An 18135-nucleotide genomic window follows, 5' to 3' on the forward strand; every position below is an offset into this window, starting at 1 on the left:
ACTGGAAAATATATAGAGCACCTATTCACCGTGACATTGAACTATGCTTGCTTTCCTTCTTTCGGCAGCAATAGGGGATTGCCAGATTGCCAAATGCCATTTTTCCATTGAAAAGTGGGTTTTTTGCGTCTATATTTTATGATTCTCTAGTTAAATTTACAAAAAAAGCTGAGGAGGAGACCTTAATGAAAGAGAATATTCACCCCGCATATCATGAAACCGTCATTCGCTGTGCTTGTGGCAATGAGATCCAAACCGGCTCAACAAAGCAGGACATACGCGTGGAAATCTGTTCCAAGTGTCACCCTTTCTACACCGGAAAGCAAAAATTGGTTGACTCTGCCGGCCGCATTGAACGTTTCAGGAAAAAATACGAAAAATATCAGACCAACAAAGATGAACAACGCGCGAGTGAATAACACTGCATGTGTGTGGAGTTGCGCAACAGGCAACGGCAAATATGTTTGAACGACTGGACACCCTGGAAGAGAAGATCCGTAAACTGGAAGAGGATCTGAGCAACCCGGAGCTTTTGGCGAATCCCAAGGAATATCAGAAGGTTGCCAAAGAGCACGCCGAGCTCGCTCCTATTGTGGAGAGATACCGAAACTACACCAGGGCAAGAACCGAGCTGGCGGAAAACCAGGAGCTCCTCGAAACCGAAGATGATCCTGAAATGCGGGAATTCATCAGGCAGGAGATGTCGCTCCTCAAAAGGGCAGTCGATACTTCGGAAGATGAACTGAAAGCAATGCTCTCCCCCAAGGATCCCAATGATGAAAAAAACGTGATCCTGGAAATCCGTGCGGGCACAGGCGGCGATGAAGCTGCCCTGTTTGCTGCGGACCTGTTTCGCATGTATTCCCGATACGCCGAATTACGGCACTGGAATGTGGAAATAATCGACAGCCACCCGACAGGAATCGGCGGATTCAAGGAAATTATCGCTGCCGTCAATGGAAAAGGGGCTTACAGCCGCCTGAAATATGAAAGCGGAGTGCACCGGGTGCAGCGGGTGCCGGTCACGGAGAGCCAGGGGAGAATACATACATCGGCGGTCACTGTGGCCGTTCTCCCCGAAGCCGAAGAAGTCGATATCTACATCGATCCCAACGAGCTTAGGGTGGACGTGTTCCGCTCCTCGGGCCCGGGGGGACAGAGTGTCAACACCACGGATTCGGCTGTCCGCATCACCCATTTACCCACCGGACTGGTGGTCATTTGCCAGGACGAAAAATCGCAGCACAAAAACAAAGCTAAAGCAATGAAAGTGCTGCGCGCCCGCCTGCTGGATCAGATGCAAAGCGAGCAGGAAGCCAGGATAGCGCAGGAACGCAAGAGCCAGGTGGGAACGGGCGACCGCAGCGAGAGAATCCGCACTTACAATTTTCCCCAGAACCGGGTTTCCGATCATCGCATCAACCTTACCCTTTACAAGCTTGACGCGGTTCTCAGTGGATCAATTGATGAAATCATTGATCCCTTGATCACCCACTTTCGGGCGGAAGCTATCAACAACGACGAACAGCAATGAACTAAGGACAAAGGATGGAAGAAATTTGGACCATCCTCAAAGTGCTCCAGTGGACCACGGACTATTTTAGCCGCCACAAGGTGGAGCAGCCCCGTGCCAGCGCCGAAGTCCTTCTGGCCTACGTGTTGGGAAAAGAACGTATCCAACTCTACCTGCACTACGACCAACCTCTCACCGCAACCGAACTGGCCCGATACCGCCGGGCAATCCAGAGACGTGCCGCACACGAACCGACTCAGTACATCACTCAAAAACAGGAATTCTGGTCCCTCGAATTTGAAGTCAACCCGTCGGTATTGATCCCAAGACCTGAAACCGAGTTGCTGGTTGAAATGGCCATTGATCTTTTGGGCCACCATGCACACACGGTGCTTGATCTGGGCACGGGTTCGGGGGCCATTGCCGTGGCCATCGCCCACGAGCGTCCCGCTGCCCGGATACTGGCTGCCGACATTTCTTACGCCGCTCTTCAAGTGGCCAAGCGCAACGCTTTGCGTCACCATGTGCAACACCGCATATGGTTTGTGGCAGCCAACTGGTTCGACAGTTTGGCTCCGCTTCGGGCCGGCTTCGACCTCATTGTGAGCAATCCCCCCTACATTGGGGACGATGAGCTCGCCGGGCTGGCCCCTGAAATCGAAAAGTACGAACCCGCAACCGCCTTAAAGGGTGGAGGTCCCCAGGGACTGGACACCATCCGCACCCTTCTTGAAACCGCACCGGATTATCTGCGGCCGGGGGGGGCAATTCTGCTGGAAATCGGACAGGGTCAGGCTGATATATTGCAGAACGAGTTGCAACAAAACCTGAATTTTCAAGGCTACCGCATCAAGAACGACTATTCCGGAATACCCAGAATTTTGCACCTAACCAGAGCGCGAAGGTAAACCATGGACAAGCTGATGATCGAAGGCGGTATCGCACTGCGCGGCCATATTCCGATCAGCGGAGCAAAAAATGCGGCCCTGCCCCTGTTGGCCGCCTCCCTTATCGCACCCGGAGAACATACTCTGGTCAATGTGCCGCGACTCAGAGACATTCGCACCATGCAGCGGCTCCTGGAGCACATGGGGGCAGAAAGTCAACAGGACGAACATTTTCATATCGATACAAGCCGGATACACACTCCGGAGGCACCGTACGAACTGGTCAAAACGATGCGCGCTTCGGTGCTTGTCCTCGGCCCTTTGGTAGCGAGATTTCAGCATGCCAAAGTGTCCCTGCCCGGCGGATGCGCCATTGGAGCCCGCCCCATCAACCTCCACTTGGAAGGTCTGGAGCGCATGGGAGCGGAAATTCAATTGCAGCACGGTTATGTCATGGCTAAGGCCAAACGCCTGCAAGGGACAACCATCACTTTCGATCAAATCACGGTAACCGGCACGGAAAATCTGATGATGGCGGCGAGCCTGGCTGACGGCGTAACGGTGCTGGAAAACGCGGCGCGTGAACCGGAGGTGATTGCACTGGCTGAATATCTTAATGAAATGGGCGCTCATATTCGCGGTGCCGGTACCCCGCAAATCACCATTGAAGGCGTTCCCAACCTCAGCCCCGGTACTCACACCGTTATTCCCGACCGCATCGAAACCGGCACCTACATGATAGCTGCCGCCATCACCGGAGGACACCTCACCCTGTCTCCATGTCATCCCGAACACCTGGAAGCGGTGATCAGCAAACTCGAAGGGACAGGGGCGACCATATGCGTCAACGACGGCACGCTGGAGATTCAGGCGGCTTCCGCTATACGCAGCGTGGACGTGAAAACCTGGCCGTTCCCCGGATTCCCGACGGATATGCAGGCCCAGTTTATGTCTTTGATGGCATTGGGAGACGGGGTCAGTCTTATTACCGAACAAATTTTCGAAAACCGTTTCATGCATGTCCTCGAGCTCAGGCGACTCGGCGCCGATATCAACCTGGACGGCAGAACCGCCGTGGTTCGCGGCGTCGAGTCCCTTTCAGGAGCCCCCGTCATGGCGACCGATCTACGCGCATCGGCTTCTTTGGTCCTGGCGGGGCTGGCTGCCGATGGACTGACCGAGATCAGACGTATCTATCACCTGGACAGGGGTTACGAGACCATCGAGCAGAAGCTGACAGCCGTGGGCGCCAGAATCTGGCGCGAGCGAGACCAGGACTAGCGGGAATCCGACCCCTGAGAAAGTGCACCGCTCAAACCGTGTGTGCTTCAGCCACCATTGAGGAAGAGCATGGGAACTCGCCCTCTTTGCGTGATTTCAATCGCTTTTGTGGCAGGAACTGGTGCTGCACAGTGGATTTCTGCCGAGCATCCCGTCCTGATCTTCCCGCTCGTGAGTCTTGTTTTTCTAGTCTGTTTTATCGCCGCGATCTACCCTTGCCCTCCTCTTGTTCGTCGTGCCTGCGGAATTGCCGCCTTCCTTTGCCTTGGCCTTCTGGCCGGTCTCCTGGTACGTCCTGAATTGCCCGCGCCAGCGAGCCTTAAACCGTTCCTAAATGAACCCGACATCCTGGTAATGGGTGAAGTGACTCGGCCGCCCGACTACCATCCCGATAAGATGTTACTTCCGGTTGAACTGCAGCGAGTCGTCACTCCGCAAAACAGTTTTCCGGTGCGCGGCGGCATTGTCATCACTCTTCGTCAAACGGACATGGAACCGGGCACCTGGCTCCCGGGAGACAGATTACTGGCACGGCTTCACGTGAAGCCATTCCGCAATTTCGGTAATCCCGGCGCATATGATTATGTCGGAAACCGGGCAAATCGAGGATTCTACGGCCGAGCCCACATTTCCAATCGTGGTCTGTTGCTGAAATTGGCTCCCACGGGCAGCCTATTGTCGCCTTTCAAAAACCTGGGCAGAAGCCTCGAGCGGTTTCGACAGAGTGCTCTCCTATGGTTGCAGAACAACGCATCCTTTGACGTTGCCGCCTTCTACTCGGCACTGCTGCTCGGATACCGCCAACAATTGAGTGCCCAGTGGCGAGATCACTTGAACCGTGCCGGAGTGACCCACCTTCTGGCCATCTCGGGACTGCATCTGGGAATGGTGAGCCTGGCAATCTTTTGGCTGAGCAGTCGAGCAATCCGCCTGTGTGCACCGTCCCTCCTTCAGGCTCGAAGCGATCGCCGCATCGCTTTGTGGATAGCGTTATTGTGTGCATCCATGTACGCTTGCGTGGGAGGCCTCGCGCTGCCCACCTGGAGGGCAGCCATAACGCTATTGCTGATCTGCTGGTCCATTCATCTGTATCGTCGGCCGGACCCGGCCACATTTCTGGCAGCCGCAGCCCTGTTAATTCTTGTGCTCTTTCCCAACCAGTTGCGGCAAATCTCCTTCCAGCTGTCTTTTGCGGCGATGATCGGCATCCTGTTATTCTTTCCCCGACTCTACAGGATCTCCAAACATCTCCTTCCCTCTGCCACTGACCGCGCCCTGCACCCGGTACATCTGTTTAAACCGTTCCTGGATGCCTTGCTCCTTTCAGCCGCCGTAACAATCACTGTTGCCCCCCTCATCGCCTACCATTTTAACGGAATTTCCCTGGCGGCATTGATCGCCAACTCGTTGCTGGTTCCGCTGATAGGATTCCTGGTTTTGCCGATCGGGCTTGCAACGCTCGTCGCGCTCCCGCTGAACGAAACCGTTGCAAGGCTCTTGCTCAAGGCCGGCGCATGGCTGGTGGAGATTTGCCAGCACATCATCCACTGGTTCAGCCACCTCTCATGGAGCTTCATCTGGGTTGGCATCGTGCCCCTCATCTGGGTAGTGGGCTTTTACGCATTTCTTGCCGTGTCATTGTCCCGGTGGAATTGGCAGAAGAAGTTGACAGTCCTCGTGCCGATGATTCTTGTATTGTTGGGTTACACGGTCTCAAGGGGCATCTCGGCGGCTGACGGCAGACCCGATCAGCTGCTCACCGTCACTGCAATTGATGTGGGTCAGGGAAGCTCCACTCTGGTGCGCTTTCCCAACGGTGCGACCATGCTCGTGGACGGAGGCGGCTTTTTCGATGACTCCTTCGATGTGGGACGCCATGTACTGGCACCGTTCTTCCGGCACACAGGCATCGGCAGGCTCGACTATGTGATCCTGTCACACGATCATCCGGACCATCGAAATGGTTTACGGTTCATTCTCGATCATTTCGAGGTGGGTTCTTTTGTGGAAACCGGCATCGAAAGCCGGGATGGAGACGAGCACTTAAATGAACTGAGAGACATCGTACACCAACGCAAGCTGCGCCGGATGCTTATGCCCGAGATCCTCCACTTTCCCGGAAACATCGGCGAGTGCCGGGTCAACATTCTTCATCCCACACCCGACTATCTCCAGAAACAGTGGGATCACAATTTGAATAATGCATCCCTGGTGCTGCAGATAACATTCGGCAAGACATGCGTCATCATTCCGGGCGACATCGATGCCTCCGTCGAAAAACTCATTTTTGAAGACCATTCCCCTTGCCAGGAGCTGCTTCTCATTTCTCCTCATCATGGCAGCGCAAGTTCCAACAGCAGCTTCTTGTTCGACCGACTACAGCCAAAGCACATAATTTTTTCATGTGGATTTGATAACTGGTTTGGCTTTCCGGCACGGCAAGTACTGGAGGAATGCCGCAGACGAAACATAATCATCCATCGAACAGACATCGGGGGAGCCATCAATGCCTCCTCCAACGGTCTGCAATGGAACATCACGAGCTACTTGCATTGAGGGGTTCATGCGCTATTATTTTTTCGGCGACATCCACGGAAATGAAGACGCTTTAAAGTGCTGCATCAACCACCTGAGCGAAACCCGTATCGACCGGGTTTACTGCCTCGGCGATATCGTCGGTTGGCTGCCGTTTGGTGATCGCACCTTCAAGCGACTGCAATCTTTGCATCTTCCGACCGTAGCCGGCAACCATGATCTGCTGGTGGCCGGTCTTTTCACCGATCATCCGCAGCAACTGGATCGCATGCAAGCGAGCGCCTACAATGCCGGTCTTCTGTCAACAGTACCCGGTGCCATCGATTATCTGAGTCAACTGCCGCTTTTCATCGAAGAAGAACACTTCATTATGACTCACCACAGTCCTTTTCATCTGCCGCGATCAGGGGAGGCCGTCACCATCGAATCATTCAACTATTTGGACAAGACGGCCCTTGAGGAGAGCCTGGAAAGGTGGCGGACATTTCCACACAGTATTATCGTGAGCGGCCACGACCACATCCCGGCAATTTATGAATTGCCGCACACCCATCATTCCCCCCGGTTTGAAGACGTCATCGTCCATCGCTGCGAAGCAATTGCCCCCTTCGTAGTGAGGCTGAAACCGCATGCAAGATACTGGATTAAAGCGGGAAGCGTCGGTGGCCCTTACCGCGACGGCATTGCCGTGTGCAATTCGGCACTGCTGGATACCGACCGGATGACTGTGACTCTCTTTCGGCTGCCATTCCCGCTGCAGAGACTTCACGAGGAACTGGCCAATCATCCATTTTGCAGAAATCTCCCGACCCTTAAACGCTACATGGAACTGTTGGAAAAATCCGCATAGATCCGGGTTCGCAACTTCCAAGATGACGTATTTTATGAAGCAATAAATGCTTACGGCACTACTCTGTGATGGGCAACCATCACTGCTTGGAGGGCATGAAACGGGTGTCAGTGGAGAGAAGAATTTTTTTGAATCATTTTCACAATGTTGGTGGTACTGGAGCCGGCCGCAAGCGGCACCAACACCACTTGACCGCCCCAGGCTTCCACCAGTTGATGGCCGACAACGCCGGTGCGTACATAGTCGGCACCTTTCACCAATACCTCGGGGCGCAGCACCTGGATCAGATTCAAGGGCGTATCTTCATCGAAAATAACAACCATATCGACACACTCCAATGCAGCCAGAATGGAAGCGCGGTCCTGCTGTCTCAAAATTGGTCGGCCGACACCCTTGAGCCGACCTACCGAAGCATCCGAATTCAGTCCTACCACCAGCTTGCTGCCTTCCTTGGCAGCGGCCTGCAGTAGCTTAATGTGGCCGACATGCAACAAATCAAAACAGCCATTGGTAAAAACCACCCGCTCGCCCAGCACGCGCCAGGCATCCACCTGCATTTTGGCATCGTCAAGATTAAAAATCTTGTGCAGGGAACCGATTTCATCCAGGCGCAAAGCCACCTGTAACTCATCCATACTGATGGCATGCGTGCCGACTTTACCAACCACGGCTCCGGCCGCGGCATTTGCCACCCTGGCCGCATTGGACCAGCTCAGCCCCGCCGCCACGCCGGCCGCGAGTACCGCTATAACGGTATCTCCGGCACCTGAAACATCGAAGACTTCTCTGGGCTTCGCTGCTATTACGGCCGGTTCCCCGTCCCGCCGGACCAGGATCATGCCTTTTGCTCCTCGGGTAACGAGCAGGTGGTCCAGGCACAGCTCTTTTTGAACCTTGATGGCCCCTGTCAACAGGTCCTGCTCGCTCTTGCCGGGCCCGCCCAGCACCGCTTCCAACTCGCTTTCATTGGGAGTAATACAGGTTGCGTGCCGGTATCGATCCCAATCCTTGCCTTTGGGATCCACCAGGACGGCGACATTCCTTGCACCGGCGTGACCGATCATATCACGGCAAAGTGCCCCGGAAAGCACTCCCTTGCCGTAGTCGGACAGAATAACCGCCCGCTTGCCCGGCAATAGCGCTCTGTACCTGGAAAACAGCTCCTCGGCCGCCGCAGCTGACAGAATTCCGATTTCCTCTTCATCAAGGCGAATCAGCTGCTGACCCTGGGCAAGTACGCGAGTCTTGGTGGTGGTGGGTCTATGCGGCTCGATCAACAACTTGTCTTCAATCCCAGCCGAGCGCAAATGATGCGCCAGTACCCTGCCTGCCTCATCATCGCCTCTGGCACCCAGGAGGACTGTTTTGCAGCCAAGCCCGGCAAGGTTGGCCGCCACATTGGCGGCTCCCCCCAACACCGAGGTCTTGTCTCTCACCCTCACCACGGGCACCGGAGCCTCAGGGGATATGCGGGTCACTTCACACCATTGGTAGTAGTCGAGCATCACATCACCGACAACCAGGATGTTCACTCCGCAAAATGAGGATAACCTGTCAGACATACCGGTCACTTCGTTAGGTTCAAATCAATCCTTTTTCTCTTCTGCAGCGGGCTCCGCGGGCTTTGTCGCCTGCCCCTCAGGGGCCGCCGGTTGCGGCGCAATGCCCAACTTTTCAAAAAGTGTTTCTTCAGGCAGCAGTCCCGGGTGGTAAGTGCCGTCAGGAAAGATGTAAACAGGAGTTCCACTGACCCCTTTGGCCTTCAAAAATTCTACCGTATCTTTAACCTTCTTAACTCCCTCCGGGCACTGATTGTCGGATTTATAATTACTCTCCAACCCTTCAAGGCCTTTATTATCGCAGATGATGGAAACGCACTCCTGTTCGGCCCCTTCATGCATGGGCAACGGAAAAAATAGAAAATTGACAGTGACCTTGCCTGCTTCAGCCAATTTCTTCAGGGTTTCTTCCCCCTTCTTACAATAAGGGCATTGCGGATCTGTTACGTAGTAGAGAGTCTTGTCCGACGTACCGATCGAGAAGGCAGTGAGAGATTCCAGTTTGGTCATCTCTTCAGCACTCAACCTGTTCAGCTCAGTCATGGCATCCTGCGTCAGATTGCGCCCACCCTCAACATCCAATATCTGGCCCGCAAAGAAAAATTTTGCATCGGGGTCGATGTATAATATTCCTTTTCTGTTGTTCACCATCATATCCACTTCACAAAGCCCCGGCACAATGCTCTCTTTAACATGGATCACCTGGCCTTCGCGCTTGAATACCTTGGAGAAAGCTTCCATAACCTTTTCCGGTGGCGGGCATTTCTCAGCCGCTGTCGCAATAGCGGGAACCACCCACACAGCAGTAACGATCAAGAACATCAGTCCTGCCAAAATGTGCTTAGTTTGCTTCACCTTATTTCTCCTTGTTTTGCTTGAAGAGATGCAATAACTCTGAGTTTGATGGATTCCCATCCGCTCTGCTGCTTCCGGCATCCAGCAGGAAGCGCCTGCGCCAATGGCTTTAAGGTAGACATGAAACAATGCCGGCCTCATTCCATCTTGAAACTTGCCAAATCTTTGACCACGTCTCGCAAGCTCTTAAAATCATAATTGAACCAGGTCTTCAGGTAACTGTTGTCAGCCACCAGCCGGGGTGGATCCCCCGGACGTATGGGATGTTCTACGACTTGAAGCTTTTTACCGACGGCCTCCTCCACAAGGTGCACCAGCTCTCGAACCGATACCCCTTCCCCTTTACCCACGTTGGAGATGAGTTTCGGGCGGGACTCGATGATGTCGAGTGCGCGGATGTGTGCACGGGCCAGATCCATCACGTACACATAATCGCGGACAGCCGTGCCGTCTTCTGTGTCGTGGTCGGTACCAAACAACGAAAATGAGGCAGCGGATCTGGCCGCCTGCATCAGGTTCGGCAGCACGTGCGTTTCCGGTTCGTGTCTCTCGTAAATCTCTCCCTCTGGGTCGTTTCCCACCACATTGAAGTAACGCAACGCCGCGAAATGAACCCCCACCACCGGTGCGACTTCGTTGATCACCTGCTCGCATTGCCACTTGGAGAGGCCGTAGGGATTTTTCGGATTCTTGGGATGATCCTCGCCTATGGTTGGAGTTTGAGCATCACCATAGACCGCACAGGAACTGGAGAAAACCAGCCGCCTGGTTCCCGCCCTCTTCATTGCCTTCAGCAAAGCGATGCTGCCGGAGACATTGTTGTCGAAATATTCTTCGGGCAACCGGGTGGATTCTTCCACATAGGCTTTCGCTGCAAAATGAATCACTGCGTCCACCTTAAACCCCACCAAGGCCCTGTAAAGACTTTCCTCACTGCGGATATCACCGAACACAAACGGACCAAAGCGCGCCCATTCAGCCCAGCCGTTGGAAAGGTTATCAAAGGCAATCGGTACGTGCCCCTCTTGCTTCAACAACTTCGCAGTGTGGGAACCTATGTAGCCGGCCCCGCCGGTAACAAGAATATTCAATGGCACCTCCCAGCGGTATGAGTATGATTTTACGGGACAGGTTGCATGGCTCTCTAACATGAAGATTTGAGAATGGAAAGTCAAATTTACTGCGCAATTCGTGTGCGCTGATTTCCACTCCATTGCGGCATGGCACAGCTTGCTTTAAACCCCTTGGGGACAGGATGGTACCCTTGCGTCAGGAGAAAGGGGAAATGTGCGGCGCGGTTTTGCACCGTTGTCTCGCAGGGCTTATTAAGTCGACTTGCTGCACGGGAGAAGGGCTTGCCTGTCTTGTTGATTGACAGCGGAATATCTGCGTAAGCGTTCTGCGAACCCCATATTTCGCGGCAACTTAGGTTGTGGGAAATTGGCCTCCAGAACAGCCGAAGGAGGTCAAGCATCGAGACTATCAAGCCGTAGGATGGGTAGAGCGAAGCGAAACCCATCAACAAGGCTAAGGGCGAAGACCGCGAAGCAAGACGAAGATTTTGGGAAGAGCACCTCGGCGAATGGGAGGCAAGCGGGCCTTCTCAAAGTGAATATTGCCGTCGAAACGATCTGAATCTACCCAGCCTTTGTCCCTGCACCTGAAATCCGCTCATCCGGAAGTGGACTGGAGGGGCATTTCTGGTTTTCGAAATATCCTGGTGCATGATTATCTCGGCGTCGGTATCTGATTGATTTACCAAGATCTTTTATCAATTCCTGTGCAATATTTAGACTTTCCAACCGCATTATGCTTTCTTGCGCACTCCCGTAGCTCAGCAGATTGATGCTGCCGTACCAGACAATTTTCTGATCTATGATGGCAAACTTCTGATGTATGTTGGCCTTCAACAGAAGGCGCACCCCTGCATCTTGCAGCGATGCCAGAGTCGCCTCCAAGACTGATTTATCTTTATACACATCTACCGGCCTTGTGACGACCACCACAGAAACCCTCTTCGCCAATGCCGCCAGGTCTGGAAGCATCTGCGCGGCTCTCCATTTTGTAACAAACGGGCTGACAATCACCGCCTCCCGAACACAATTCGTCATATCGTTCTGCAAGACGGGGAGGAAGTTGGTATTATCGAAGATGATATCGGCGGGGTTATCAGAGAAGCTCTCCGCCTTTGTCCGATAGCCGATGTCAGCATATCCAGAAATCCTTTTTCGATACATCTTCTCCAGAGCCCTAACGTGAATATCGACGTAGTCATAGATCTGGACTTCTTTCTTCTCTTCGAACAAACGATGTAGTCTGCCTGCGTACTGCTGCAGCGTTCCTTTCCAAGATATTGGCATTGCCAGAAATAGGGTATCCAGCCGCGGCTCATCAAACCCTTCTCCTGCGTATCTCCCGGTGGCGACTATGGTCAACGGGGCGGTGACTGGGACCTCAGCGATTTCCGCCATAATATCCCCGTTCGCTTTTGTTCCCTTCCCGCCGATTAGAGTCACCACATGGGGGATCTTCTCACGAAGCTTTGCTGCGAGCAATTCCACATGGGCCGTCCTCTCCGTTAGGATGAGCGAGTTTCTGCCAGCTTCATGGCCTCTGAGGACGTCGTCGAGAATCTGCTCGTTGCGAAGTCCATCCGTCACCATCCACGAATAGAGCTCTTGGATCGATATATCAGCTTCTTCCCGATCAGGGGGAATCCTGAAACCGGTGAACCGGGGTATGACGTAGTGATCGAATGGCCGTTTCTCCGCCTCCTTCTTCGCATTTGCCCGGTACCTTATGGGACCGCAGTGCATAAAGATAATCGGATGGCGACCATCCCGACGAAACGGTGTGGCAGTCAAGCCATAGACGTATTTTGATCGGACCTTCTTGATGATTTGCTCGAAGCTCACGGCCGAAATGTGGTGGCATTCATCAACAATCACCATGCCATAGTCTCTCACACATTCTTTCACCTCATGATCGCTGATTAAAGACTGCATGATGCCAACATCGATGATACCGTTGGCGCTGTTCTTTCCAGCGCCGATTTGTCCGATGACGCTCAATATCGGCCGCCGACCTCGCTTCCCGGGTATCGAAGGTAGTTCTTCGTTGATTTTAAGAAATTGGGACAATCGGGCCATCCACTGTGAGAGAAGTTGCTGTCGGTGGGTCAGTATGAGGGTATTCACTTTTCGTTCGGCGACCAGTCTGGCTGCAACTACTGTCTTCCCAAACGCCGTGGTGGCAGAGAGGACCCCGCAATCATGCTTTAACATCTCCTCCGCAGCAATTTCCTGATCCTCCCTCAATGCCCCGGTGAAGGTGACTTTGATAGGCCTTCCGGCATAGGTTTTGTCTGTCCATTGAATCTCCACTTCAGCGTCCCTAAGCACGGTTTCAATATCAATGTCGCACCCTCTTGGCAGGCAGAGGTACTGCTGTGTTTCTTCAGAGCACGAGATGATTGGCGGTTCTCTGTAGGTCGATTGGCGCATTGCCTGGAGACGGTAGAACTCAGGATTCTTGAAGGCGGCCAGCCTTTTCATTACATTTAAAGCCTTCTGGGAAATGCCGGATTTGTCAATGAAGAGCATGTTGGCTTTGACTACCTGCACTACACTCGGAAACTCCTGTCGTGAGAGTTTGGCCCTGTTTGCATCTCTTCTTTCCCACGGTTTGGTGGGTTCCTCATCGTTTTGTTTCAGGTCCCCGAGTTCGTTGCCAAGGCAAAGCTTCGAAATTAGAACGCCGATCTCGTCTTCGGAAAGTCGCCTGATTTTGGCCAGGAATTCCCACTGGTCCTCGTAGGGGAGGAAACTCTCATCGATGAAAACGCTGTTGCCATTTCGACGTGCCTCTTTTTGAAGCGGTAAGGCAATCAGATTGCCGAATCCGCCCCTCGGCATTGTGGCCTGATTAGGAAATAATCGGTCGTAGGATTTGAACTTGATTTCGTGCCGCTTACTCATGGCGTGGGTCAGCAAGGCGCTCCCGAATCTTCGGGCCAGACTCGCGGACACCGGATCCGCGAAAAAGAACCAAGCGTGAGCGCCCTGACCGGATCGAGAACGCTCAAAGGCTACGGGGATGTTGAAGGCTCCACAGACGTCCCTGAGGGTGGATGCATCTTCCTGCCACCCCTCTTTGTCAAAGTCGATCGCCAGAAAATGGCAGGTTTCATCTTGGAGTAGAGGGTAAACGCCGGCAACAATTATACCCCTCAAGTGGGCATCGATGGCATTTTCATCCAAGGGTGCATAGGATCTGTGGTTGCAGGAGGAACACTTGACCTTGAACTTTCTGCAAAGACCGGGCTTTCTTTCATTTTCACAGACGGGTGTGTATCCAGCCCTGGCGCCATCCTTGCCTTCCCACCTTCTTGCATAGATGCCCTCCCGCCCCTTGAACAGCGACATAAAAAGGCGTATCTTTTCCGCCGGATCAGCCTTGGCGGTGACAAGAGAGGATGGCTCCGCCAGCGAGGCTTCTTGCCGCGCCGACTTTGTAACAGACGTTCGATCCAATGGTTCTGCCAGACCAAGCTGTATCTTTAAGGACAGGTTCTCTTCCTTCAAAGCTTCGTTCTCGGCAAGTAGGGCATCATGTTTTCGAAGTAACGTTTCAAAATCCATTTTACCCGCTCTGCCAGTGGATAATGGATCCAGAACCATTGGAGTCAAGTGCATACCCCGGGTTCTCTTTTATTATTCCCCGATGCCGATTTTCTCTAAAAACGTGACCGGCTCCAAAATCCTAATCCCCTCATACGCTTTCAACGCTTTCAAGTGCTCATCGCCTGAAATGATGAAATCGGCTCCCCCTTCAATCGCGCAAGAAAGAAGCATATCCGCTAATAATCACATTGGTGTCAAGGACGTACTTTATCATTTCTTTGTTTTCAGCTTACTTTCCTTTTTCCTCGTTTCCCTTAATGCTTCATCTACCATTTCTTGCGTTTCATCGGGATCCGTCTGCCCGATTTCTTGCCACACACCTTCCAGGGCCTTGACCGCCCTTCCCCTGTCCTTTTTGGTGACCCTTCTTATTGCAACTGGCCGAATAACTATCTTGCCGTTTTCAATATCGGCTTCCACATAATCACCTTCCGCAAGATTGATTTTTCTGCGTAGACTTTGTGGAATGGTCAATTGATAATTCCTTCTGACTTTTAGCAGCTCCATTTCGTTTTCCTGTTCCCGCCCTCATTCGCGTTTTTAGATTATTCGACGTGCCGGAGGAGAGGATCAGAGCTTCGGGTAAAGAACCGAAAACGGGTTAAAGCAAAAAGCGTTGCGGCTTACCGGGCGGTTTGGGAATTGGGCATGGCCGGCACCGAGGGGGGAAGGCCATTGCATGATTTCATGGGCGTTCCTCTCTGAGTCCCCCTCTGACAAATATCCGAGCTGTTCTGGATTACCTGTGCAGGACAAATGACTCCTGCGCCCTCGTCAACACTTGAAAAACTTAAGACAAATTAACCGTGTATCAGGCATGGACAAGCGGCATAGAAATGGTCTAGAAATGACCCTGGCAGTACCCGAAACTTCCGTTACTGCGCAATCCCAGTATGGCGCTTCCCTGCAATCAAGCTGGTAGATGGCCGGTCCGTGTTCAATGTGTATCCCGGGAGCTGCTGCGAGAGTTAAAAAGTTCTGGAAAAATACACCGCAAAATGCCGTGCCTTTGTGTGAACCAGTCTGGCTGGCGTGCTGCTGGAGCGGACACAACGGTGTCGTACTCTGACCCAAGAGGCACCGATCCGCGGTGCCAGGCCTGCCATGAAAGAGCGATCCGATCAGCGACGGTCAATCCGGCCTCTGCCGAGATGTTTGGTTATTCCCTGGAACGGTCGTTTTTCCAACCGCCGAACGCCGGAATTTACTCACGCCGGCCGCGCATGATAGGCGGATATTCCATGGCTGTGCCGCTTAGAAACAATTAATGCAAGAAGGGGAGGAATAAATGGATGGATAGCAACGCCATAAAGTCTGTCTTAGTTGTGGATGATGAAGAGGGTTACCGCAGGTTACTCCAAACCTATATGGAAGTGCTCGGTCTCGCTTGTGATATGGCCGCGGGTGGCAATGATGCAACCGCTATGTTGCACTGCCGGAAGTATGACCTATTGATCTCGGACATTAGAATGCCCGGCAAGGATGGTCTTACACTGACAAGGGAAGCTGTGTCGTTGCAGCCGCATCTCGCTGTCATAATCATGACGGGCTATGCCAACGATTATACTTACAGTGACATCATCAGTGCGGGTGCTGCCGACTTCATTGTCAAACCCTTCGAGATTGATGAATTGAAGGCCAAGGTCGAGAGGATCGATCGCGAGCGCAGGATCGTCTCCGACTTGCTGCAAGCCAAAAATGACATTGAATACGTGTTTGATAACACCGTTGAAGCCATTTCTTTTGTTGATCGTCACGGCAGACCAATCCGATGGAACAAGGTGGCCTGTGACACCTTCGGATACAGCAGACAGGAAATGCAGGGCAGGAAAGTGTTTGATCTGTATCCGGACAAAGATGCCCTGGCCAAGATGCTCGAAATTCTGCGCCGGGAAGGTTCCGTCAAGCGCTACGAGATCGACATGATCAATAGGGAGGGGCGCATCGCGCCGTTCGAGGTTTCCATCAGGCTGGTGAAGAACAGCAAAGGGGAGACGACGGGCAGTGTTGCGGTGGCTATGGATTTGAGTGAACTGAAGAAGGCCATGGCGGACCTCAAACAGGCTAACCAGCAATTGCGGCAGGAAGTCAGTGAGCGCAAACGCGTGGAAGAGCAGCTTCGTCAGGCGCAGGAGCAGCTTAGGCAATTGCTTGAAGAGCGCACTGCAAAATTGTCCAAGGCTGGAGAGGTCATGAAGAGAAGCATCGACCGGTTCAAGTCGATTGCCGAAGAGTGAGCAAATCCCCAATGGGTACCGGTCTGGAAGGGGAGAAAATTGGGTGAGCAAAAGGACAAGACCTGGATGAAAAGGATTCTTGCCGGATTTTTTGAGGCACGCGAGGGATCACAGGAGAAACCATCCGAAGGACGATCTGAAACGGCAGCTACAGGCCGCGAGCAGAAAGCCCCAAGCAAGTTCCCGATTGCGGGTGGGAGAGTGTCGCACACCACTTCCGAAATCGCGGGTAAACTGGCCATCCTAAAAAAAGCTCTGGAATTCGAAGAGGCAGACAAATCCCGCCTGGGCCAGATCGGCTCGCTCCAGGAACTGCTGCTGTATGTGCACGATGTGGTCCTGTTCAGATTCAATAGGTTGGGTGAAATCGGGCTGCTCAGTGCCAAGTCAGCTGAAACCGTTGACCACATAAACCATAAGCTTGAGAACTTTCTGACGAGCCGGTCGGATCCAGCGTCAGCCGACCCGCATAGGCTGGAAGAACTGAAAGCCGAAATGGAAGAGTGGCGGCAAAAGTATGAAGCTTTGCGGGTAAAGCACATGCAAACGGGCGTGATCACCGCAAGAGAAATCGAAATTGAAAAAGAATGTAATTACCTGAAGGCCAGAATCCGCGAACTCAACACATTTCTACGGATCGCCAATAAACAGATTGAAGTCCTGACGGCCAGTGCGGAAATGGTTCAGAGCCTGCGCGCCAAAAACAGCCTGCTGGGCTCCAAAGTTGAACATCAAGCCCGCCTGCTCAGTTCCCTCACCACTGGTCAACCGGAAAATCGGGAACTGCTTGCTACAATCGAACAGCTCAACAGCGAAAATACCCGCATGAAAGCCCAGCTAGAGAGCCAAGGGTCCCTGCTGGAGCAGTTTCAGGCGCACCTGCCCACTGATTCAGCGGCCGGCAGTTTGCTCAAGGGACTGGTCGATGAAAACATAGGCCTGTTGACTCAGTTGGAACAAAGCCAGGATCGCCTGGAGACTCTGGCCACCAACCAGCAAAGCAGTGGAGTGTGGGACGACGTGGATCGCCTACAGGACGAGAATATTGAGCTCAAGAGTCGCCTGGAGGCTAATCAGTCGATGTCCCACGTGCTTGCCGCCTATCGAGAACAGGGACAGGAAGCCAATACCTTGGCAAAAATGATTCAGGCGGAAAATGTGCGCCTGCAGCACCTACTGGCTGCCAGGAAAGAACAGATCAAGGTGTTCTCCCATAGTCCGGTCAACAGACGACTTGTGCAGGCCATCACCCGGTTGAAAGATGATAATCGGCAGCTGTTGCGGATCAATGAGCAAAAAACAAATCATACCAACCAGCTGCTGCAGGAAAGAGAACAATTGCGAGAAAAACTGCGCCAATCCCTAAAGCTGACCAAGGACTCCGGACGCCTCAGGGGCCAATTGGAGTTCACCCAGAAACTGGTCGCGTCTTATCGCAAGGATCAATATCAGCACGAGCTCTTGAAGAAAAAGTATGCTGAAATGCGCAACAAATATGAAATTGCCCACAATGAAAGAGCTCTGCTGCATAAGAAGTTGAATCGTCTTTCCGCTGAATACGAAACGCTGGTCAAAGAATATGAAAACCTGTTTGGAAAAGGCTGAGTTCGACCAGGCGTGGCCGGATCTGACTCGACTGTCGTCGTCACCGGAAGCAATGTCGAGAGACCAATACAGACTATTCTCGACCGCCCAGCGACCAAATGCGGCCCCGGCGAATCGCTTTGCGTCACTGG

General features: G+C 53.0%; 13 protein-coding genes and 2 pseudogenes. 10 read left to right on the plus strand and 5 right to left on the minus strand.

Translation table 11 applies throughout. The annotated features are described in order from the left end of the window. Window positions 1-185 precede the first annotated feature (185 nt). From rpmE to K1V27_RS17510, 6 genes are all read left to right on the plus strand, one after another. Complete coding sequence (rpmE, locus tag K1V27_RS17485) at window positions 186-419, plus strand: 50S ribosomal protein L31 (protein ID WP_258931341.1); 234 nt, start codon at window positions 186-188, stop codon at window positions 417-419. 41 nt (window positions 420-460) lie between these two features. Next, entirely contained in the window at window positions 461-1534 is a 1074-nt protein-coding gene (gene prfA, locus K1V27_RS17490) for a peptide chain release factor 1 (protein ID WP_258931342.1), read from the plus strand. Window positions 1535-1548: 14 nt separating this feature from the next. Beyond that, entirely contained in the window at window positions 1549-2421 is an 873-nt protein-coding gene (prmC, locus tag K1V27_RS17495; RefSeq protein WP_258931343.1) for a peptide chain release factor N(5)-glutamine methyltransferase, read from the plus strand. A 3-nt stretch (window positions 2422-2424) separates the two neighbouring features. Continuing rightward, window positions 2425-3681 (plus strand): UDP-N-acetylglucosamine 1-carboxyvinyltransferase, encoded by a 1257-nt coding sequence (gene murA / locus K1V27_RS17500; protein WP_258931344.1) that lies wholly within the window; start codon window positions 2425-2427, stop codon window positions 3679-3681. 69 nt (window positions 3682-3750) lie between these two features. After that, complete coding sequence (locus K1V27_RS17505) at window positions 3751-6237, plus strand: DNA internalization-related competence protein ComEC/Rec2 (protein ID WP_258931345.1); 2487 nt, start codon at window positions 3751-3753, stop codon at window positions 6235-6237. A 7-nt stretch (window positions 6238-6244) separates the two neighbouring features. After that, the gene (locus K1V27_RS17510; protein WP_258931346.1) at window positions 6245-7066 is read left to right on the plus strand and encodes a metallophosphoesterase family protein; all 822 of its coding nucleotides are present in this window, start codon (window positions 6245-6247) and stop codon (window positions 7064-7066) included. A gap of 107 nt (window positions 7067-7173) precedes the next feature. Here the strand turns inward: K1V27_RS17510 and hldE are convergent, their stop codons facing one another. The 3 genes from hldE to galE form a co-directional block, all read right to left on the minus strand. Beyond that, a complete protein-coding gene (gene hldE / locus K1V27_RS17515; RefSeq protein WP_258931347.1) occupies window positions 7174-8628 on the minus strand; it encodes a bifunctional D-glycero-beta-D-manno-heptose-7-phosphate kinase/D-glycero-beta-D-manno-heptose 1-phosphate adenylyltransferase HldE in 1455 nt (484 codons plus the stop codon). A gap of 24 nt (window positions 8629-8652) precedes the next feature. Continuing rightward, complete coding sequence (locus K1V27_RS17520) at window positions 8653-9480, minus strand: DsbC family protein (protein WP_258931348.1); 828 nt, start codon at window positions 9478-9480, stop codon at window positions 8653-8655. Between the two features lie 137 nt (window positions 9481-9617). After that, entirely contained in the window at window positions 9618-10571 is a 954-nt protein-coding gene (galE, locus tag K1V27_RS17525) for a UDP-glucose 4-epimerase GalE (RefSeq protein ID WP_258931349.1), read from the minus strand. A 426-nt stretch (window positions 10572-10997) separates the two neighbouring features. Between galE and tnpA the strand changes: the two genes are divergently transcribed. Then, window positions 10998-11144, plus strand: a complete 147-nt coding sequence (gene tnpA, locus K1V27_RS23185) for an IS66 family insertion sequence element accessory protein TnpA (protein WP_435051676.1) — start codon at window positions 10998-11000, stop codon at window positions 11142-11144. Further along, a pseudogene (locus K1V27_RS22945) lies at window positions 11111-11218 on the plus strand (HepT-like ribonuclease domain-containing protein); the annotation flags it as partial. The gene tnpA and the pseudogene K1V27_RS22945, both read left to right, overlap by 34 nt. A gap of 16 nt (window positions 11219-11234) precedes the next feature. Here the strand turns inward: K1V27_RS22945 and K1V27_RS17530 are convergent. Continuing rightward, window positions 11235-14120, minus strand: a pseudogene (locus tag K1V27_RS17530) (TOTE conflict system archaeo-eukaryotic primase domain-containing protein); the annotation flags it as partial. Between the two features lie 252 nt (window positions 14121-14372). Next, entirely contained in the window at window positions 14373-14669 is a 297-nt protein-coding gene (locus K1V27_RS17535) for an AbrB/MazE/SpoVT family DNA-binding domain-containing protein (protein ID WP_258931351.1), read from the minus strand. A gap of 785 nt (window positions 14670-15454) precedes the next feature. Between K1V27_RS17535 and K1V27_RS17540 the strand changes: the two genes are divergently transcribed. After that, window positions 15455-16399 (plus strand): PAS domain-containing response regulator, encoded by a 945-nt coding sequence (locus K1V27_RS17540; RefSeq protein ID WP_258931352.1) that lies wholly within the window; start codon window positions 15455-15457, stop codon window positions 16397-16399. 39 nt (window positions 16400-16438) lie between these two features. Beyond that, a complete protein-coding gene (locus tag K1V27_RS17545) occupies window positions 16439-18004 on the plus strand; it encodes a coiled-coil domain-containing protein (protein WP_258931353.1) in 1566 nt (521 codons plus the stop codon). Window positions 18005-18135 lie beyond the last annotated feature (131 nt).

This window comes from Desulfoferrobacter suflitae, from assembly GCF_022603395.1.
Taxonomy (GTDB): Bacteria; Desulfobacterota; Syntrophobacteria; order Syntrophobacterales; family Syntrophobacteraceae; genus Desulfoferrobacter; species Desulfoferrobacter suflitae.